The sequence below is a fragment of the Ideonella oryzae genome, from assembly GCF_024055665.1.
GTDB classification, from domain to species: domain Bacteria; phylum Pseudomonadota; class Gammaproteobacteria; order Burkholderiales; family Burkholderiaceae_C; genus Ideonella; species Ideonella oryzae.
This window is the reverse complement of sequence record NZ_JAMXMC010000022.1, coordinates 1-19,565: the sequence shown is the minus strand read 5'-3', so window position 1 is coordinate 19,565 and position 19,565 is coordinate 1. Positions and strand designations below refer to the sequence as shown.

At 64.7% G+C, this 19,565-nt stretch carries 15 protein-coding genes and 1 tRNA gene; 2 read left to right on the top strand and 14 right to left on the bottom strand.

Annotated features, from left to right (window positions below):
• The 4 genes from M0L44_RS21825 to rpsL all read right to left on the bottom strand — a co-directional run.
• On the bottom strand, nt 1–231 hold a 231-nt coding region (locus M0L44_RS21825), incomplete at its 3' end, for a GTP-binding protein (protein ID WP_252772292.1).
• A gap of 50 nt (nt 232–281) precedes the next feature.
• Nucleotides 282–2,384, bottom strand: coding sequence for an elongation factor G (gene fusA / locus M0L44_RS21820; protein WP_252772291.1), 2,103 nt, complete (start codon nt 2,382–2,384; stop codon nt 282–284).
• A 62-nt stretch (nt 2,385–2,446) separates the two neighbouring features.
• Nucleotides 2,447–2,917: a 30S ribosomal protein S7 gene (rpsG, locus tag M0L44_RS21815; RefSeq protein WP_022979312.1), complete on the bottom strand. Its 471-nt coding sequence runs from the start codon at nt 2,915–2,917 to the stop codon at nt 2,447–2,449.
• A gap of 194 nt (nt 2,918–3,111) precedes the next feature.
• Nucleotides 3,112–3,489 (bottom strand): 30S ribosomal protein S12, encoded by a 378-nt coding sequence (rpsL, locus tag M0L44_RS21810; protein ID WP_058088974.1) that lies wholly within the window; start codon nt 3,487–3,489, stop codon nt 3,112–3,114.
• A 265-nt stretch (nt 3,490–3,754) separates the two neighbouring features.
• Here rpsL and M0L44_RS21805 point away from each other — a divergent pair, with 265 nt between their 5' ends.
• Together M0L44_RS21805 and M0L44_RS21800 are read left to right on the top strand one after the other, a co-directional pair.
• Entirely contained in the window at nt 3,755–4,216 is a 462-nt protein-coding gene (locus tag M0L44_RS21805; RefSeq protein WP_252772290.1) for a PIN domain-containing protein, read from the top strand.
• 158 nt (nt 4,217–4,374) lie between these two features.
• The gene (locus M0L44_RS21800; protein WP_252772289.1) at nt 4,375–6,825 is read left to right on the top strand and encodes a S9 family peptidase; all 2,451 of its coding nucleotides are present in this window, start codon (nt 4,375–4,377) and stop codon (nt 6,823–6,825) included.
• Nucleotides 6,826–6,920: 95 nt separating this feature from the next.
• On the opposite strand, the gene rpoC is transcribed toward M0L44_RS21800, so the two are convergent.
• The 10 genes from rpoC to M0L44_RS21750 form a co-directional block, all read right to left on the bottom strand.
• Nucleotides 6,921–11,144, bottom strand: coding sequence for a DNA-directed RNA polymerase subunit beta' (rpoC, locus tag M0L44_RS21795; protein WP_252772288.1), 4,224 nt, complete (start codon nt 11,142–11,144; stop codon nt 6,921–6,923).
• Nucleotides 11,145–11,215: 71 nt separating this feature from the next.
• Nucleotides 11,216–15,337 carry a DNA-directed RNA polymerase subunit beta gene (rpoB, locus tag M0L44_RS21790; protein ID WP_252772287.1) on the bottom strand — a complete coding sequence of 1,374 codons (4,122 nt, stop codon included), beginning with the start codon at nt 15,335–15,337 and terminating at the stop codon, nt 11,216–11,218.
• A 320-nt stretch (nt 15,338–15,657) separates the two neighbouring features.
• Nucleotides 15,658–16,038: a 50S ribosomal protein L7/L12 gene (rplL, locus tag M0L44_RS21785; protein WP_252772286.1), complete on the bottom strand. Its 381-nt coding sequence runs from the start codon at nt 16,036–16,038 to the stop codon at nt 15,658–15,660.
• Between the two features lie 54 nt (nt 16,039–16,092).
• The gene (rplJ, locus tag M0L44_RS21780; protein WP_252772285.1) at nt 16,093–16,614 is read right to left on the bottom strand and encodes a 50S ribosomal protein L10; all 522 of its coding nucleotides are present in this window, start codon (nt 16,612–16,614) and stop codon (nt 16,093–16,095) included.
• A gap of 294 nt (nt 16,615–16,908) precedes the next feature.
• Nucleotides 16,909–17,616 (bottom strand): 50S ribosomal protein L1, encoded by a 708-nt coding sequence (rplA, locus tag M0L44_RS21775; RefSeq protein WP_252772284.1) that lies wholly within the window; start codon nt 17,614–17,616, stop codon nt 16,909–16,911.
• Between the two features lies 1 nt (nt 17,617).
• On the bottom strand, nt 17,618–18,049 hold the full coding sequence (rplK, locus tag M0L44_RS21770) for a 50S ribosomal protein L11 (RefSeq protein ID WP_225863420.1): 432 nt from the start codon (nt 18,047–18,049) through the stop codon (nt 17,618–17,620).
• Between the two features lie 115 nt (nt 18,050–18,164).
• The gene (gene nusG, locus M0L44_RS21765) at nt 18,165–18,743 is read right to left on the bottom strand and encodes a transcription termination/antitermination protein NusG (protein ID WP_022979302.1); all 579 of its coding nucleotides are present in this window, start codon (nt 18,741–18,743) and stop codon (nt 18,165–18,167) included.
• 34 nt (nt 18,744–18,777) lie between these two features.
• Nucleotides 18,778–19,164 (bottom strand): preprotein translocase subunit SecE, encoded by a 387-nt coding sequence (gene secE, locus M0L44_RS21760; RefSeq protein ID WP_252772283.1) that lies wholly within the window; start codon nt 19,162–19,164, stop codon nt 18,778–18,780.
• Between the two features lie 181 nt (nt 19,165–19,345).
• Nucleotides 19,346–19,421: transfer RNA gene (locus M0L44_RS21755), tRNA-Trp, on the bottom strand.
• 21 nt (nt 19,422–19,442) lie between these two features.
• On the bottom strand, nt 19,443–19,565 hold a 123-nt coding region (locus M0L44_RS21750; RefSeq protein WP_074987834.1), incomplete at its 5' end, for an EF-Tu C-terminal domain-related protein.

The following is a 19,565-nucleotide window of genomic DNA, read 5'->3' as shown; positions in this document are numbered from 1 at the left end:
GCCGAACTTGCTCGACAGGATGGTCGTGATCGCCGCCGTCAGCGTCGTCTTGCCATGGTCCACGTGACCAATCGTGCCCACGTTCACGTGCGGCTTGGTCCGTTCAAACTTGCCTTTTGCCATTTCTGAATCTCCGAAAGAAAGAACAACGGCCCGTGTTCGTTTAGGGTCTCCGGCACAGGCCGCCACGGGCAGCAGGCCCACCCCGTCGTGCGGGGCGCCGAAGACCATTGAATGTCCTCGACACGCCGGCAGCCATCAGGCCACCGGCGGTGAGGGGTTTACTTGGCGCGCGCGGTGATGATCGCGTCGGCCACGTTCTTCGGAGCTTCGCTGTAGTGCTTGAACTCCATCGTGTACGTGGCGCGGCCTTGCGTGGCAGAACGCAGCGAGGTCGAGTAGCCGAACATTTCCGACAGCGGGACCTCGGCCTTGATGATCTTGCCACCACCGACCATGTCATCCATGCCCTGCACCATGCCACGACGGCTGGACAGGTCGCCCATCACCGTACCGGCATAGTCTTCCGGCGTCTCAACTTCCACAGCCATCATCGGCTCCAGGATCACCGGACTGGCCTTGCGGCAGCCGTCCTTGAAGCCGATCGAAGCCGCCATCTTGAAGGCGTTTTCGTTCGAGTCCACGTCGTGGTACGAACCGAAGGTCAGCGTGACCTTCACGTCCACGACCGGGAAGCCGGCCAGCACGCCGTTGGGCAGCGTGTCGATCAGGCCCTTTTCCACCGCGGGAATGAATTCACGCGGCACCACGCCACCCTTGATGGCGTCGACGAACTCGAAGCCCTTGCCCGGCTCCATCGGCTCGATCTTCAGCACGACGTGACCGTACTGGCCCTTACCACCGGACTGGCGAACGAACTTGCCTTCCACGTCTTCCACCGCCTTGCGGATGGTTTCGCGGTAGGCCACCTGCGGCTTGCCCACATTGGCTTCCACGCCGAACTCGCGCTTCATGCGGTCGACGATGATTTCCAGGTGCAGCTCGCCCATGCCGGAGATGATGGTCTGGCCGGACTCTTCGTCGGTGCGCACGCGGAACGAGGGATCCTCTGCAGCCAGACGGCCCAGCGCGATACCCATCTTTTCCTGGTCGGCCTTGGTCTTGGGCTCGACGGCCTGCGAGATCACCGGCTCGGGAAAGACCATCTTTTCCAGCGTGATCACGGCTTCCGGATCGCACAGGGTTTCACCCGTGGTCACGTCCTTCAGGCCCACGCAGGCAGCGATGTCGCCCGCCAGAATTTCCTTGATTTCTTCACGCTGGTTGGCGTGCATCTGCAGGATCCGGCCGATACGCTCCTTCTTGCCCTTGATGGGGTTGAAGACGCTGGCGCCCGAGGCCAGGATGCCCGAGTAGACGCGCACGAAAGTCAGCTGGCCGACGAACGGGTCGGTCATCAGCTTGAAGGCCAGCGCAGCGAACTTCTCGTTGTCGTCGGCCTTGCGGCTGACTTCCTTCTCATCGTCGTCCGTGCCCTTCACCGGGGGGATGTCCACGGGCGACGGCAGGAAGTCGATCACGGCGTCCAGCATGCGCTGCACACCCTTGTTCTTGAAGGCGGTGCCGCACAGCATCGGCTGGATTTCGGTCGCGATGGTGCGCTGACGCAGGGCGAGCTTGATCTCTTCCTCGGTGAGGTCACCCTCTTCCAAGTACTTGTTCATCAGCTCTTCGTTGGCTTCGGCAGCGGCCTCGACCATCTTCTCGCGCCATTCCTGGGCCACGCTGACCAGATCCGCCGGGATGTCCTCGTACGAGAACTTCATGCCCTGCGAGGCCTCGTCCCAGATGATGGCCTTCATCTTGATCAGGTCCACCACGCCGGTGAAGTTGTCTTCGGCGCCAATGGGGATCACGATGGGCACGGGATTGGCCTTCAGGCGAGCCTTCATCTGGTCGACGACCTTGAAGAAGTTCGCACCGGTGCGGTCCATCTTGTTGACGAACGCCAGACGGGGCACCTTGTACTTGTTGGCTTGGCGCCAGACGGTTTCCGACTGGGGCTGCACGCCACCCACAGCGCAATAGACCATGCAGGCGCCATCGAGCACACGCATGGAACGCTCCACCTCGATGGTGAAGTCCACGTGTCCCGGGGTGTCGATGATGTTGAAGCGGTGCTCCGGATAGGACATGTCCATGCCCTTCCAGAAGCAGGTGGTGGCCGCAGACGTGATGGTGATGCCACGCTCCTGCTCTTGCTCCATCCAGTCCATCGTGGCGGCACCGTCGTGCACTTCACCGATCTTGTGGTTCACACCGGTGTAGTACAGGATGCGTTCGGTCGTCGTGGTCTTGCCAGCGTCGATGTGCGCCGAGATACCGATGTTCCGGTAGCGCTCGATGGGGGTCTTGCGAGCCATGGTTCACTCCAAAGAGGAATTGCCGCCACCAGGATGTCCGGTGACGGCCAGGGGACAGGGTTTTAGAAGCGGAAGTGCGAGAAGGCCTTGTTGGCCTCGGCCATGCGGTGCACTTCGTCACGCTTCTTCATGGCGCCGCCGCGGCCTTCGGAGGCTTCCAGCAGCTCGTTGGCCAGGCGGGCGGCCATCGACTTCTCACCGCGCTTGCGGGCCGATTCCTTCAGCCAACGCATGGCCAGGGCCATCCGGCGGACGGGGCGAACTTCCACGGGAACTTGGTAGTTCGCACCGCCGACGCGGCGGCTCTTGACTTCGACCATCGGCTTGACGTTGTTCAGCGCGACCATGAAGACCTCCAGCGGGTCCTTCTTGGCCTTCTGTTCGACCTGGTCGAGCGCACCGTAGATGATGCGTTCGGCCACGGCCTTCTTGCCGGATTCCATGATCACGTTCATGAACTTGGACAGATCCACCGATCCGAACTTCGGATCCGGCAGGATTTCGCGCTTGGGGACTTCGCGACGACGAGGCATTTCTCTTCCTTCATCTTCAGTTGGCACCGGGGTTCGTATTCCCGACACCGCGAGAGCACCATGACCACCTTGAATTCAAGACGGGTGGCAGGACCCTCACTTACTCGGTGGCATCCGGACAACCGGACTCACCGCAAACTTCCACACCGCAAGCCTGAAGGCTGGGCGTGACATCCTGTTTTCAAGAAAGCGGCTTAAGCCTTCTTGGGGCGCTTGGCGCCGTACTTGGAACGCGACTGCTTGCGATCCTTCACGCCCTGCAGGTCCAGAGAACCGCGGACGATGTGGTAACGCACACCCGGCAAGTCCTTCACACGACCGCCGCGCACGAGCACGACGCTGTGTTCTTGCAGGTTGTGGCCTTCACCGCCGATGTACGAGATGACCTCGAAACCGTTGGTCAGGCGCACCTTGGCCACCTTCCGCAGCGCCGAGTTCGGCTTCTTCGGGGTGGTGGTGTAGACGCGGGTGCAAACACCGCGGCGCTGCGGGCAGTTCTGCATCGCAGGCGACTTGGACTTCGTGACTTCGACCTGACGGCCGTGGCGCACGAGCTGGTTGATGGTGGGCATGGGTAACTTGTTCCCGTTTGAAGTTACGACGACAAAAAGGCACCAGGGCGCGCGCGCCTGCCGATGAAGCAGGTCTGCGCACCCCGACGCCACACGGCCTCTGCGCCTTGCCACGCATGTCGCGCTGCTTGCATTGACATGCAAACCCCTGCGTCTTGCGGCTCAGCCAGACAAGCCAAATCCCGACTCCAGGCATGCCCGGATGTCGAAAAGCCCTCGATTATAGTGGCAGGGGTTGCCTCACGCAAGCTGCGGCCTGCTCACCATGAACCCGCCTGCTTCATCGCCCCCTCCCCGCGCCGTCATTGACACCCAATCCGTGCTGGACTGGCACTTTTTCGGCAACCCCCTCTGCGCCCCCTGGCTGGCCGGGCTGAAGGCGGGCAGGTGGCGGTGGATCGCCACGGATGCCATGCGCAACGAGCTCGCCCATGTCCTGGCCCGGGGCATCGCCGGGCGCTGGGCGGTCCCTGCCGAAGAGGTGGTGGCCGCGTTTGATCGTTGGGCCGAGATCCGACCTGCGCCCACGCCACCGCTGGGCCAGTGGCCCCGCTGCCGTGATCGGGACGACCAGAAGTTCATTGATCTGGCCCTCACGGAGGGGGCCACCTGGCTGGTGAGCCGGGACAAGGCCGTCCTGAAACTGGCCAAGCGCTGCCTCACGCAGGCGGGCGTGCAGGTGCTGCCCCCCGAACGGTGGCAGCCCACCGTGCCACCGGCCCCCTGAGGCGGAGCGCCCCCGCTGCGGAGGGGGGGCTTGGCCATCCATGCGCTAGAGTCGTCGAGACGGGGCCCAACAGGCCTCGTCCGTCCCCCACCGTTCATCCACGAGAGAACACGACCATGCACCTCCGCCGGCCACTCCGGTTCATCTCCTTGGCCGCGATGGCCGTTGCCGCCCTCGCCGCGGGACCGGCTTTGGCCGGTTACGACCTGCCGCCCGAGAACCTGTTGAAGGTCCTGAAAGCCCCGCCACCGCCCACGCCCAGCGTGGACCCGTCGGGCCGGCGCCTGCTGCTGACCACCCTCCAGACCTACCCGTCCATCGAACGGGTGGCACGACCGTTCTACAAGCTGGCCGGCGTGCGCCTGGAGCCCGCCAACCGCAGCCGCCACGACACCCCGGCCGGCTATGGCATCCCGGCCTGCGTGGCCGACTTCACGGTGGTGGACATCGCCAGCGGTCGCGAGACCCGTGTGCCGCTGCCCGCGGGTGCCTGCCCCTTGCCGGCGCTGTGGTCGCCCGATGGCCAGCGCTTTGCCTTCCAGAACGTGACACCCAGCGCGGTCGAGTTGTGGCTGGGCGACGCGGCCACCGGCCGGATCCACCGCGTCCCCGGCCTGGCGCTGAACCCGATCTTCGGCGCCACGGTGCAGTGGCTGCAAGGCAGCAAGACCCTTCTGGTCAAGAAGGTGCCCGAGGGGCAGGGCAAGCCCCCCGCCGACGCCGCCGCGGACATCGGCCCCAACATCCAGCAGTCTTTGGGTGGCCAAGGCGTGAGCAGCACCTACGAGGCCCGCGACACGCTGCGCAATGCACTGGACGAGGCCCGCTTCGTCTATTACGGCACATCGCAGCTTGCCGTAATAGACGTCGCCAGCGGCGCGGTGCGCCCCGTGGGCAAGCCGGCGCTCTACACCGAGGTCAACGGCGCGCCCGATGGCGCGCACGTGTTGACCGAAGTGCTCCAGCCGCCCTATTCGCACGCCGTCACCTATGAGCGCTTCGCCCATGACGTGGCCGTGCTGGAGCTGGCCACCGGCCAGGTCAAGACCATCGCCAGGCAACCGCTGGCGGACCGCGTTCCGGTTCACGGCGTGCCCGAAGGCCCGGTCAACTTCGACTGGCGCGCCACCGAGCCCGCTACCCTGGTCTGGTCCGAGGCGCTGGACAAGGGCGACTGGGACGTCGAGGTGCCGGAGCGCGACAAGCTGATGCGCTGGTCCGCCCCCTTCAGCGGCCAGCCCACGGAGATCGGGCGCACCCGACAGCGCTTTGCCGGCTTCGCCTGGACACCGCGGCGCGCCCTGAGCTTCCTGACCGAGGTGGACGAGAACCGCCACTGGCAGACCACCCGCATCGTCGACGTCGACCAGCCCGGCATGCCCGGCCGCGTGCTGTGGGACATGTCCTCGGACGAGCAGTACAAGCGCCCAGGCGACTTCGTTTACCAGGTGCTGCCCAACGGTGCGTATGCGGTGCGCATGCAGGGCGACGCGGTGTTCCTGCGGGGCCGCGGCGCCTCGCCGCAGGGGGATCGGCCCTTCCTGGACCAGCTGGACCTGGGCTCGCTGAAAACCGAGCGGCTGTTCCGCAGCGGCACCGACGACTACGACGTGTTCCTGGGTTTCACCGATCAGGCTGGACGCTTTCTGACCTGGCGCCAGTCGGTCATGGACCCGCCCAACGCCTTCCTGCGCACGCTGGGGCCCGCCCGCCTGGAGGCCGCCGAAGGCGAAGCCCGTTACGCCAGCGCCGGCCAGCGGCTCACCCATGTGCCGGACCCCACCCCCGAGGTGCGGCAGATCCGCAAGCAGCTGGTGAGCTACAAGCGCGCGGACGGCGTGGACCTGTCCTTCACGCTCTACACCCCGCCAGGCTACCAAGCCGGCACGCCCCTGCCGGCGGTGCTCTACGCCTACCCGATGGACTTCGCCAGCAGTGCCCAGGCGGGACAGGTCACCGGCAGCCAGAACACCTTCACTCGGCTGCCCTACTATCGCCTGCTGCTGTTGGCCGGCTACGCCATCATCGACAACGCCAGCTTCCCCATCGTGGGCGACCCAAAGACCGCCTACGACACCTACCTGCAGCAGCTCGCGGCCGATGCCCAGGCCGCGGTGGACAAGGCAGTGGCGATGGGGGTGGTGGACCGTGAGCGGATCGGCGTCACCGGCCACAGCCACGGCGCCCTGATGACAGCCAACCTGGTGGCCCACACCGATCTGTTCAAGGCCGGCGTGGCCACCAGTGGCTCCTACAACAAGACGCTGACCCCCTTCGGTTTCCAGAGTGAGCGCCGTTCGGTCTGGCAGGCCCGCGATGTGTACCTGCAGGCCTCGCCGTTCTTCTCGGCCGACACCCTCAAGCGGCCGCTGCTGCTGGTGCACGGCGAAGATGACGCCAACCCCGGCACCGAGCCCATCCAGTCGCTCAAGCTCTACCAGGCCATCCGGGGCAACGGAGGCACCACCCGGCTGGTGATGCTGCCGCACGAGCCGCACTGGTACACCGCGCTGGAGTCCAACGAGCAAGTGGTGCACGACATGCTCGACTGGTTCGGCACCTATGTGAAGAACGCCCCCATGACGAAGGCCGACTCGCCGCAGAAGTGACCATCCCTCCCGGCTGCCGCGTTCCCAGCAGGGCCGCGGTCGCAAAAAAAAGGCGCCCCGAGGGGCGCCTTTTGCATGGCCGGGGCCGCAGACGATCAGTCGGCGCTCGGCTCGGTGCCGGAGGCGGCATCCAGGCTGGCCAGCTGGGCCGAGGCCAGTTCCTCGGCTTCCTGCAGGGCGATGGCGCGACGCTCGGTGTCGTCCATCTCTTCCTTGGCCTTGCGGGCCTGGTGGAAGGCCATGCCGGTACCGGCCGGGATCAGGCGACCCACGATCACGTTTTCCTTCAGGCCACGCAGCTCGTCGCGCTTGCCCATGATGGCCGCTTCGGTCAGCACGCGGGTGGTCTCCTGGAAGGAGGCCGCAGAGATGAACGAGTCGGTCGACAGGGACGCCTTGGTGATGCCCAGCAGCACGTCGGCATAGGTCGCGGGGATCTTGTCCTCGCCACGCAGCTTCTCGTTGGTGATGAACAGTTCCGAGCGCTCGACCTGCTCGCCAACGATGTAGGACGAATCGCCCGGGTTGACGATCTGCACGCGGCGCAGCATCTGGCGAACGATCACCTCGATGTGCTTGTCGTTGATCTTCACACCCTGCAGACGGTAGACGTCCTGCACCTCGTCGACGATGTAGCGGGCCAGTTCCTCGACACCCAGCAGACGCAGGATGTCCTGTGGATCGGCCGCGCCGTCGACGATCAGCTCGCCGCGGTTCACCACCTGACCTTCGTGCACCAGGATGTTCTTTTCCTTGGGCACCAGTTCTTCCCAGACCTTGCCGTCCGGGTCGGTGATCTGCAGGCGCACCTTGCCCTTGGTTTCCTTGCCGAAGGACACCGTCCCGGTGATCTCGGCCAGCGCGCCCTTGTCCTTGGGCGAGCGGGCTTCGAACAGCTCGGCCACCCGCGGCAGACCGCCGGTGATGTCACGGGTCTTCTGGCCTTCGACCGGGATACGCGCCAGCACTTCACCCGGGAACAGGTCCTGTCCGTCGCGGATCTGGATCAGCGCGCCGACCTGGAAGCCGATGGTCACCGAGTGGTCGGTGCCAGGGATCTTCACTTCCTGCCCATGGGCATCCAGCAGCTTGACCTGCGGACGCACGACCTTGGCCGCACCGCGGCGCTTCGGGTCGATCACCACCAGGGTGGACAGGCCGGTGACCTCGTCCACCTGCTTGGCCACGGTGACGCCTTCCTCGACGTTCTCGAACTTCGCCTTGCCGGCGAATTCCGTGATGATCGGGCGGGTCAGCGGGTCCCAGTTGCCCAGGATGGTGCCGGCCTTGATGGTCTGGTCGGCCTTGACGCTCAGGATCGCGCCGTACGGCACCTTGTGGCGCTCGCGCTCGCGGCCGTGCGGGTCGGTGATGACGATCTCGCCCGAACGCGAGATCACCACCAGCTCGCCCTTGCCGTTCGTGACGTAGCGCATCGTGGCGTTGAAGCCGATGATGCCGTCCGACTTGGCGTCCACGCTGGAGGCGACGGCAGCACGCGAAGCGGCACCACCGATGTGGAAGGTCCGCATCGTCAGCTGCGTGCCCGGCTCACCGATCGACTGCGCGGCAATCACGCCCACGGCCTCACCGGTGTTGACCAGACCGCCGCGGCCCAGATCGCGGCCATAGCACTTGGCGCACAGGCCGTAGCGGGTCTCGCAGGTCAGCGGGGTGCGGACCTTGATCTCGTCCACGCCGGCCGACTCGATGGCGTCCAGGGTGTCCTCGTCCAGCATGGTGCCGGCGTCGATCAGCACCTGCTGGGTTTCCGGGTGCACCACCTCGACGGCGGTCACGCGGCCCAGCACGCGGTCGCGCAGGGACTCGATGACCTCACCGCCTTCGACCAGCGCACGCATCGCGAAGCCAGCCTCGGTGCCGCAATCGTCCTCGGTCACCACCAGATCCTGGGTCACGTCCACCAGACGGCGGGTCAGGTAGCCGGAGTTCGCGGTCTTCAGCGCCGTGTCCGCCAGGCCCTTACGGGCACCGTGGGTGGAGATGAAGTACTGCAGAACGTTCAGACCTTCGCGGAAGTTCGCGGTGATGGGGGTCTCGATGATCGAGCCGTCCGGCTTGGCCATCAGGCCCCGCATCCCGGCGAGCTGGCGGATCTGCGCCGCAGAACCCCGGGCGCCCGAGTCGGCCATCATGTAGATGGAGTTGAAGGACTCCTGATCCACTTCCTTGCCGTTGCGGTCGATGACCTTTTCCTTGGAGAGCTGGCCCATCATGACCTTGCCCACCTCGTCACCGGTCTTGCCCCAAATGTCCACGACCTTGTTGTAGCGCTCGCCGGCGGTCACGAGACCCGAGACGTACTGCTGCTCGATCTCCTTGACTTCCTTCTCGGCGCGGTCGATCAGACCCACCTTCTGCGGCGGCACCAGCATGTCCTCGATGGCGATCGAGATGCCGGCGCGCGTGGCCAGGCGGAAGCCCGACTGCAGCAGCTTGTCGGCGAAGACGACCGTTTCCTTCAGGCCGCACTTGCGGAAGGATGTGTTGATCAGCTTGCTGATCTCCTTCTTCTTCAGCGCCTTGTTGATGTTGGCGAAGGGCAGGCCCTTGGGCAGGATCTCCGACAGCAGGGCACGGCCGACGGTGGTTTCCACCAGCTTGAGCTGAGGCTGGAACTCGTCGTTGGCGTCCTTGGTCCACTCGGTCAGGCGCACGCTGATCTTCGCGGTGATTTCCACGGCGCCGCAGTCCAGCGCACGGCGCAGTTCCACGGTGTCGGAGAACACCATGCCCTCGCCACGGGCGTTGGTGCGCTCGCGGGTCGAGTAGTACAGGCCCAGCACCACGTCTTGCGACGGCACGATGGAGGGCTCGCCCGAGGCCGGGAACAGCACGTTGTTGGAGGCCAGCATCAGGGCGCGGGCTTCCATCTGGGCTTCGATGGACAGCGGCACGTGCACGGCCATCTGGTCACCGTCGAAGTCGGCGTTGAAGGCCGCGCAGACCAGCGGATGCAGCTGGATGGCCTTGCCTTCGATCAGCACCGGCTCGAAGGCCTGGATGCCCAGACGGTGCAGCGTCGGGGCGCGGTTCAGCATGACCGGGTGTTCCTTGATAACTTCTTCAAGGATGTCCCAGACCACCGGCGTGCCCGATTCCACTTCCTTCTTCGCCGCCTTGATGGTGGTGGCGATGCCCATCGCCTCCAGGCGCGAGAAGATGAAGGGCTTGAACAGCTCCAGGGCCATCAGTTTGGGCAGGCCGCACTGGTGCAGCTTGAGGGTCGGGCCCACGGTGATGACGGAACGGCCGGAGTAGTCGACGCGCTTGCCCAGCAGGTTCTGACGGAAGCGACCCGACTTGCCCTTGATCATGTCGGCCAGCGACTTGAGCGCACGCTTGTTCGCACCGGTCATGGCCTTGCCACGACGGCCGTTGTCCAGCAGGCTGTCCACGGCTTCCTGCAGCATGCGCTTTTCGTTGCGCACGATGATTTCAGGGGCCTTGAGTTCCAGCAGGCGGGCCAGACGGTTGTTGCGGTTGATGACGCGACGGTAGAGGTCGTTCAGGTCCGAGGTGGCGAAGCGGCCACCATCCAGCGGCACCAGCGGACGCAGGTCCGGCGGCAGCACCGGCAGCACCGTCATGATCATCCACTCGGGCTTGATGCCCGACTTCTTGAAGGCCTCCATGACCTTCAGGCGCTTGCTGTTCTTCTTGACCTTCAGCTCGCTGCCGGTCATGTCGTTGCGCAGGCGGTCGATCTCGACGTCCAGGTCCATGTCCGCCAGCAGCTTCTGGATGCCTTCGGCACCCATCAGCGCGATGAACTCGTCACCGAACTCCTGGCGCTTCGCGTCGTAGTCGTCCTCGGACATGATGCTGAACTTCTTCAGCGGAGTCATGCCCGGGTCCACCACCACGTAGGCTTCGAAGTACAGCACTCGCTCGATGTCACGCAGCGTCATGTCCAGGACCAGGCCCAGACGCGAAGGCAGCGACTTCAGGAACCAGATGTGGGCGCAGGGCGCGGCCAGGTCGATGTGACCCATGCGCTCGCGACGCACCTTGGTCTGGGTGACTTCAACGCCGCACTTCTCGCAGATCACGCCACGGTGCTTCAGGCGCTTGTACTTGCCGCACAGGCACTCGTAGTCCTTGATGGGACCGAAGATCTTGGCGCAGAACAGACCGTCACGCTCGGGCTTGAACGTGCGGTAGTTGATCGTCTCGGGCTTCTTCACCTCACCGAAGGACCACGAGCGGATCTTTTCGGGCGAGGCCAGCCCGATCTTGATCGCGTCGAAGTGCTCGTCGGGGGTGAACTGCTTGAACAGGTCCAGCAAGCCTTTCATGTGTCTTTCTCCAGGTTGACTGTGTATCGATCAGGGGGAATGGAAAACCAACGGGGCACGCAAAGGCGCGCTCAGTCCTTCTCCAGTTCCATGTCGATACCCAGCGAACGGATTTCCTTGACCAGAACGTTGAACGATTCCGGCATGCCGGCGTCGATGGCGTGTTCGCCCTTGACGATGTTCTCGTAGACCTTGGTGCGGCCGTTCACGTCGTCGGACTTCACGGTCAGCATTTCCTGCAGCACGTAAGCCGCGCCATAGGCTTCCAGGGCCCACACTTCCATTTCACCGAAGCGCTGACCACCGAACTGCGCCTTGCCGCCCAGCGGCTGCTGGGTGACGAGCGAGTACGGGCCGGTCGAGCGGGCGTGCATCTTGTCGTCCACCAGGTGATGCAGCTTCAGGTAGTGCATGTAGCCGATGGTCGTCGGACGCTCGAAGGGCTCGCCGGTGCGGCCGTCGGACAGCCAGGCCTGGGTGCGCGTGGCGGTCAGGCCCTTCTTGGCAGCGACGTCTTCCGGGAAGGCCAGCTGCAGCATGTGGTGGATCTCGCTCTCCTCGGCACCATCGAAGACCGGGCTGGCGAAGGGCACGCCCTTGGTCAGTTCCTGGGCCATCTCCAGCACTTCGGCGTCGGACAGGTCGTCCAGATGCTCCTGCTTGCCGCCGGACTTGTTGTAGAGCTTGTCCATGAACTGGCGGATCTCGGCCACGGCGGCTTCACGCTGCAGCATGTCACCGATGCGCTCGCCCAGGCCCTTGCCGGCCCAGCCCAGGTGGACTTCCAGCACCTGACCCACGTTCATCCGCGAGGGCACGCCCAGCGGGTTCAGCACCACGTCGGCAGGCGTGCCATCGGCCATGTAAGGCATGTCCTCGACCGGCACGATCTTGGACACCACACCCTTGTTGCCGTGACGGCCGGCCATCTTGTCGCCGGGCTGCAGGCGGCGCTTGACGGCCAGGTAGACCTTGACCATCTTCAGCACGCCAGCCGGCAGTTCATCGCCTTGCGTGAGCTTCTTGCGCTTCTCTTCGAAGGCCAGGTCGAAGCCGTGACGGGTCTGCTCGAGCGCGTTCTTGATCGACTCAAGCTGGTTGGCCAGGGCTTCTTCGGCCGGGCGCACGTCGAACCAGTGGTACTTGTCGATGCCCGACAGGTACTCCTCGGTGATGGCGGTGCCCTTGGCCAGCTTCTGCGGGCCACCGTTGGCCACCGAGCCGACCAGCAGCTTCTTGATCCGGTCGAAGGCGTCGGCCTCGACGATCCGCAGCTGGTCGTTCAGGTCCAGGCGGAAGCGCTTGAGCTCGTCGTCGATGATCTGCTGGGCGCGCTTGTCGCGCTGGATGCCTTCACGGGTGAAGACCTGCACGTCGATGACGGTGCCCTGGGTGCCCTGGTCCACGCGCAGCGAGGTGTCCTTCACGTCGGACGCCTTCTCGCCGAAGATCGCGCGCAGCAGCTTCTCTTCCGGCGTCAGCGTGGTTTCGCCCTTCGGCGTCACCTTGCCCACCAGCACGTCGCCGGGGTTCACTTCCGCACCGATGTAGACGATGCCGGACTCGTCCAGGCGCGCCAGTTGCTGCTCGGACAGGTTCGGGATGTCGCGGGTGATTTCCTCGGAGCCCAGCTTGGTGTCGCGGGCCATGACCACCAGTTCCTCGATGTGGATCGAGGTGTAGCGGTCTTCGGCCACCACGCGTTCGGAGATCAGGATCGAGTCTTCGAAGTTGTAGCCGTTCCAGGGCATGAAGGCGATCAGCATGTTCTGACCCAGGGCGAGTTCGCCCAGGTCGGTCGATGCGCCGTCGGCCAGCACGTCACCGGCACCCACCTTGTCGCCACGCTTGACGATGGCGCGCTGGTGGATGTTGGTGTTCTGGTTGGAACGCTGGTACTTGATGAGGTTGTAGATGTCCACACCGACTTCACCGGCGATGGTTTCCGCGTCGTTCACGCGGATCACCACCCGGTTGGTGTCGACATAGTCCACCACGCCGCCACGGCGGGCGGTCACCACGGTGCCCGAGTCGACCGCGGCCACGCGCTCGACGCCCGTGCCGACCATCGGCTTCTCGGGGCGCAGCACCGGCACGGCCTGACGCGACATGTTGGCGCCCATCAGCGCGCGGTTCGCATCGTCGTGCTCCAGGAAGGGCACCAGCGAGGCCGCCACCGAGACGATCTGTGCCGGCGCCACGTCCATGTACTGCACGCGTTCGGGCGACAGCAGCACGGATTCGCCACGCTCACGGGCCGACACCAGTTCGTCGATCAGCTTGCCGTCTTCGTCCAGCGACGCGTTCGCCTGAGCGATGACGTACTTGCCTTCCTCAATGGCCGACAGGTAGTCGATCTGAGGGGTCACCTTGCCATCCACCACGCGGCTGTACGGCGTCTCGAGGAAACCGTACTCGTTCAGGCGGGCGTACAGGGCCAGCGAGTTGATCAGGCCGATGTTCGGACCTTCCGGGGTCTCGATCGGGCACACGCGACCATAGTGGGTCGGGTGCACGTCGCGGACCTCGAAGCCGGCACGCTCGCGGGTCAGGCCGCCCGGGCCCAGGGCCGAGACACGACGCTTGTGCGTGATCTCGGACAGGGGGTTGGTCTGGTCCATGAACTGCGACAGCTGCGACGCACCGAAGAACTCCTTGAGCGCCGCAGAGATCGGCTTGGAGTTGATCAGGTCGTGCGGCATCAGGGCTTCGGTTTCGGCCTGGCCCAGACGCTCCTTGACGGCCTTCTCGATACGCGCCAGGCCCGAGCGGTACTGGTTCTCGGCCAGTTCGCCCACGCAACGCACGCGGCGGTTGCCCAGGTGGTCGATGTCGTCCACCTCGCCACGGCCGTTGCGCAGCTCGACCAGGATCTTGACGACGTCCAGGATGTCCTCGTTGGACAGGGTCATCGAGCCTTCAGGCACGTCCCGGCCCACGCGGGCGTTGAACTTCATCCGGCCCACGCGCGACAGGTCATAGGTGTCGGCGCTGTAGAACAGACGATTGAACAGGGCCTCGACGGCGTCCTCGGTCGGCGGCTCGCCGGGGCGCATCATGCGGTAGATCGCCACACGCGCGGCCAGCTGGTCAACGGTCTCGTCCAGCGACAGGGTTTGGCTGATGTAGCCGCCCTGGTCCAGCTCATTGGTGAAGATGCACTGCAGGTCCTTGACGCCCGCCGCGCGCAGCTTCTTCAGCAGCGACTCGGTCAGCTCGTCGTTGGCCTTGGCGATGATCTCGCCAGTGTCGGCGTCCACCATGTTGCGGGCCACCACGCGGCCCACCAGGAAGTCCTCGGGCACCGAGACGAACTGGGTGGCCGTCTGCTCCAGCTGGCGCACGTGGCGGGCGGTGATGCGCTTGTCCTTCTCGACGATGACGTTGCCGTCCTTGTCGGTGATGTCGAAGCGGGCCACCTCGCCCTTCAGGCGCTCGGGCACAAACTCCATCTGCGCGCCCGAGTCCATCAGGCGGAAGGTGTCGTTCTTGAAGAAGTGCGCCAGGATCTGCTCGGGGTTCAGGCCGATGGCCTTGAGCAGGATGGTGACCGGCATCTTGCGACGACGGTCGACACGGAAGTACAGCACGTCCTTCGGGTCGAACTCGAAGTCCAGCCAGGAACCGCGGTAGGGGATGATGCGGGCGCTGAACAGCAGCTTGCCCGAGCTGTGGGTCTTGCCCTTGTCGTGCTCGAAGAACACGCCCGGCGAGCGGTGCAGCTGGGAGACGATGACGCGTTCGGTGCCGTTGACGATGAACGAGCCGTAGTCGGTCATCAGGGGCACTTCGCCCATGTAGACCTCTTGCTCCTTGATCTCCTTGACGACCTTGGCGGGATGCGCCTCACGGTCGTAGATGATCATCTGCAGCTTGGCGCGCACGGCGGCCGCGAAGGTCAGACCCCGCTGCTGGCACTCGCGCACATCGAAGGCCGGCTTGGCGATGTTGAATTCGATGAACTTCATTTCCACGAACCCGTTGTGCGAAACAATCGGGAATGCGGACAGGAAGGCCGCCTGCAGGCCCTCGGGCTTGCGCTGGGCAGGGGGCACGTCCTTCTGCAGGAAGGCGACGTACGAGTCCTGCTGCATGGTCAGCAGGTAGGGGACGTTGAGAACGCTCTCACGCTTGCCGAAGCTCTTGCGGATACGCTTGCGCTCGGTGTAGCTGTAGGGGGTTGCTTGCGCCATTGAACACTCCGTAGCGACGAGGCGCGCCCGGCCATGGCACGCTCCTCGCAAGGCGACTGGCTTTTGCAGGCACGCGTCCACCATGGAGGGCCTGAAAGCTTGGTGGCTGGCCACTACCAGCCGCTGGCGGACAACCCCGGCGTTGCACCGGAGTCCGACCAAACCTGTTCTTCTGCAGTCGGATCAGAGAACACTTGGAAAACCCCTGATTATCACTCGGGATTTTTCAACTGCTCTCGGAAGGGTTTCCTTGAGCCCGTCCATCAAGCGCAAAAGGCCGGGGGCCTTTTGGACCCCCAGCCTCTTGGCGACGGAGCGAATTACTTCAGCTCGGCCTTGGCGCCGGCTTCCACCAGCTTCTTCACGGCGGCCTCGGCGTCGGCCTTGGCAACAGCTTCCTTCACAACCTTCGGAGCGCCGTCGACCATGTCCTTGGCTTCCTTCAGGCCCAGGCCCGTCAGTTCGCGCACGGCCTTGATCACGCCAACCTTGTTGCCGCCGGCTTCCAGCAGCACAACGTTGAACTCGGTCTTCTCTTCAGCAGCAGCGGCAGCGCCGCCAGCAGCGCCACCGGCGGCCGGAGCGGCCATGGAGGCGGCGGACACGCCGAACTTCTCTTCGATGGCCTTGACCAGGTCATTCAGTTCCATGACGGTCATGGAGTCCAGGGCGGTCAGGAAGGCGTCTTTGTCGAATGCCATTTGATGTACCTATTTCAGTGATTCAGTGATGGGGGTGCAGGGTGCGCGTGCCGATCAGGCGGCAGCTGCTTCGGCGGGCGCTTCGGCGCCGCCACCCTTTTGCTGTGCCAGCGCGGCCAGCACGGCGGCGGTGCGCTGCACCGGCGACTTCAGCAGGCCAGCGATCTGCGACAGCAGGACTTCGCGGCTGGGGATCGACGCCAGGGCCTTGACGCCATCGACATCCAGAGCCTTGCCGGCGTAAGCGCCTGCCTTGATGACCAGCTTGTCATTGCCCTTGGCAAAGTCGGCGATGACTTTGGCCGCGGCCACGGCATCTTCCGAGAAGCCGTAGATCAGCGGACCGGCCATGCTCTCCGCGGCCACCTCGAACGGGGTGCCGGCGACAGCGCGACGGGCCAGGGTGTTCTTCAGCACGTGAAGATACACACCCTTGGACCGCGCATCGACGCGCAGCTTGTTCAAGGCTTCCACGGTGAGACCACGGTACTCGGCGAGTGCCAGGGTCTGGGACTTGGCGGCTTGCGCTGCCACTTCCTCGATCACGGCCGCCTTTTCGTTGCGGTTGAGACTCAAGGTCTACTCCTCACATCAACGTGTCCTGGGGTGCGAACACCCGCGGACACACCTGGGTTGCAGCGACCTTGCCGTGGCGAAGAAGAGCACCATCACTGGGATCTCTGTTTCTCACGGCGGGGACGCCATCTGCGCTGACCGCGGCGCCGGACGGATCCGGCCTCGCGATTAAGGCTCCGCAAGGAGCCGCCAGCGGTCTTGGATGGCCCGAGACCTCCGAAGAGGCCTCAGCCCACCAATTCATCGGGCCGGCGCGTCAAGACGGCCACACCAGCCGGTGTTCACGTCAGCCGATCAGGCCGAGGCGTTCAGCGCGATCGAGCTGATGTCCACGCGGGCACCGACGCCCATCGTGGAAGACACGGCCACCTTGCGCAGGTAGACACCCTTGGACGAGGCCGGCTTGGCCTTGTTCAGGGCTTCCAGCAGCGCGGCGAGGTTGCCGACCAGCTTGTCGTCGTCGAAAGAACGACGGCCGATGGTGCCGTGGATGATGCCGGCCTTGTCGACGCGGAACTGAACCTGACCCGCCTTGGCGTTCTTCACGGCCGTGGCGACGTCCGGGGTCACGGTGCCGACCTTCGGGTTCGGCATCAGGCCGCGCGGGCCCAGGATCTGACCCAGGGTACCCACGACACGCATGGTGTCAGGCGAGGCGATCACCACGTCGAAGGGCATGTCACCGGCCTTGACGCGCTCGGCCAGGTCTTCCATGCCGACCACGTCGGCGCCGGCAGCCTTGGCTTCTTCCGCCTTGGCGCCCTGGGCAAACACCGCCACGCGCTTGGTCTTGCCGGTGCCGTTGGGCATCACGACCGCGCCACGCACGACCTGGTCCGACTTCTTGGCGTCGATGCCCAGCTGCACGGCCACGTCGATCGACTCGTCGAACTTGGCAGTCGCGCAGCCCTTCACCAGCGCCAGGGCGTCATTGATGGCGTACAGCTTGAGGCTGTCCACCTTGTCTTGCAGGGCCTTGGCCTTCTTGGTCAGCTTTGCCATGTCACACGCCCTCCACGATCACGCCCATCGAGCGGGCCGAGCCGGCGATGGTCTTCACCGCGGCATCCAGGTCAGCAGCGGTCAGATCCTTCTGCTTCACCTTGGCGATTTCCTCGAGCTGAGCGCGGGTGATCTTGCCGACCTTGGTCAGGTTCGGCTTGTCCGAACCCTTGCCCAGGCCGATGGCCTTCTTGATCAGCACGGTCGCCGGGGGCGACTTCAGCACGAAGGTGAAGGACTTGTCCGCGAAGGCGGTGATCACCACGGGCAGCATCAGACCAGGTTCCATGCCCTGGGTCTGGGCGTTGAACGCCTTGCAGAACTCCATGATGTTCAGGCCGCGCTGACCCAGTGCCGGGCCCACGGGGGGAGAGGGATTGGCCTTGCCGGCCGGGATCTGCAGCTTGATGAAGCCGACGATCTTCTTTGCCATGAATGGCTCCTATCGAGTTCCAACGCTTCGGGGCTCGCGCCCGTCGGCTCCTCGCCATTTCGCCCGGAACGAAGAAGGCTGCTGGCGCCGGGACGATCCCGCCAGCAGCCGAAAATCAGACCTTCTCGACCTGCGAGAAGTCCAGCTCGACCGGGGTGGCCCGGCCGAAGATGGTGACCGACACGCGGACCTTGGACTTCTCGTAGTTGACTTCCTCGACGGCGCCGTTGAAGTCGGTGAACGGGCCTTCCTTGACCCGCACCAGCTCGCCAACCTCCCACTCGACCTTGGGCCGGGGCTTCTCGATGCCTTCCTGCATCTGGTTGACGATCTTCATGACCTCGGCCTCCGAGATCGGGGAAGGACGGTTCTTGGCGCCGCCGACGAAACCGGTGACCTTGCCGGTGTTCTTCACCAGGTGCCAGGTCTCATCGTCCATCAGCATCTCGACCAGCACGTAGCCGGGGAAGAAGCGACGCTCGGTGACCGACTTCTTGCCGTTCTTCAGCTCGACCACTTCTTCGGTCGGCACCAGGATGCGGCCGAACTTGGCCTGCATGCCGGCGCGATCGATGCGTTCACGCAAATTGCGCTCGACCGCCTTCTCCATGCCGGAATAGGCATGCACCACGTACCAACGCAGCGGGCTTGGTGCAGCGGCGGGGGTGACGTCGGTGGGGGTGGTTTCGCTCATGCTCTGGATCCTTTGTGTGCGATGCGTCGACCGATCAGTGCTTCCAGCCCAGGATCAGGTCGTACAACACCCATTCCAGCGACTTGTCCGTCAGCCACAGGAAGATGGCCATCAGCACGACGAAGGCGAACACATACGCGGTCATCTGGGTGGCCTCCTTGCGGGTCGGCCAGACCACCTTTTTCACCTCGCGCACCGAATCGCGACCGTAGGCGATGACCTGCTTGCCCGCGTCGGAGACGAAGAACATGCCCACCGCAGCCGCCAGGCCGACCAGCAGCACCAGCACGCGCAGCCACATGTCCTGCTGACTCAGCACGTAGAAAGCCGCGATCGAGCCGATCACCAACACCGCCACCGCAGCCAGCTTGGCTTTCTCGGCGCCGGTGGAGACCGTTTCGACTTGGGGAGTGGTGGACATTGCTTTCACTTGCGAATCCGGGATGCGGGCGCACCCTGCTTCCGTCGACCAGGCGGACCTAACAGCAGCAAAGCCCGCCGGAGCGAAGCACCTGCGGGCTGGAAACAAGGCTGCCAGGAACCTGAAACCCTGGCCGGGTGTCGAACCGTGCGGCGATTCTGGTCAGCGAATCACCGCCGGTTGGCAGGGGCAGAGGGAATCGAACCCCCAACCTTCGGTTTTGGAGACCGACGCTCTGCCAATTGAGCTATACCCCTGCAGCCTTACTTGTTCGAGTCTTACTCGATGATCTTGGCGACGACGCCGGCGCCGACGGTACGGCCACCTTCACGGATGGCGAAGCGCAGGCCTTCTTCCATGGCGATCGGGGCGATCAGCTTGACGGTGATCGACACGTTGTC

Excerpts from the sequence above, each read along its gene's own strand:
- rplK (WP_225863420.1), bottom strand. The coding sequence starts at position 18,049 with ATGGCAAAGAAGATCGTCGGCTTCATCAAGCTGCAGATCCCGGCCGGC.
- secE (WP_252772283.1), bottom strand. The coding sequence starts at position 19,164 with ATGTCCACCACTCCCCAAGTCGAAACGGTCTCCACCGGCGCCGAGAAA.
- rpoB (WP_252772287.1), bottom strand. The coding sequence starts at position 15,337 with ATGGCGCAAGCAACCCCCTACAGCTACACCGAGCGCAAGCGTATCCGC.
- rplA (WP_252772284.1), bottom strand. The coding sequence starts at position 17,616 with ATGGCAAAGCTGACCAAGAAGGCCAAGGCCCTGCAAGACAAGGTGGAC.
- rplL (WP_252772286.1), bottom strand. The coding sequence starts at position 16,038 with ATGGCATTCGACAAAGACGCCTTCCTGACCGCCCTGGACTCCATGACC.
- M0L44_RS21800 (WP_252772289.1), top strand. The coding sequence starts at position 4,375 with ATGGCCGTTGCCGCCCTCGCCGCGGGACCGGCTTTGGCCGGTTACGAC.
- nusG (WP_022979302.1), bottom strand. The coding sequence starts at position 18,743 with ATGAGCGAAACCACCCCCACCGACGTCACCCCCGCCGCTGCACCAAGC.
- rpoC (WP_252772288.1), bottom strand. The coding sequence starts at position 11,144 with ATGAAAGGCTTGCTGGACCTGTTCAAGCAGTTCACCCCCGACGAGCAC.
- M0L44_RS21805 (WP_252772290.1), top strand. The coding sequence starts at position 3,755 with ATGAACCCGCCTGCTTCATCGCCCCCTCCCCGCGCCGTCATTGACACC.
- rpsL (WP_058088974.1), bottom strand. The coding sequence starts at position 3,489 with ATGCCCACCATCAACCAGCTCGTGCGCCACGGCCGTCAGGTCGAAGTC.
- rpsG (WP_022979312.1), bottom strand. The coding sequence starts at position 2,917 with ATGCCTCGTCGTCGCGAAGTCCCCAAGCGCGAAATCCTGCCGGATCCG.
- fusA (WP_252772291.1), bottom strand. The coding sequence starts at position 2,384 with ATGGCTCGCAAGACCCCCATCGAGCGCTACCGGAACATCGGTATCTCG.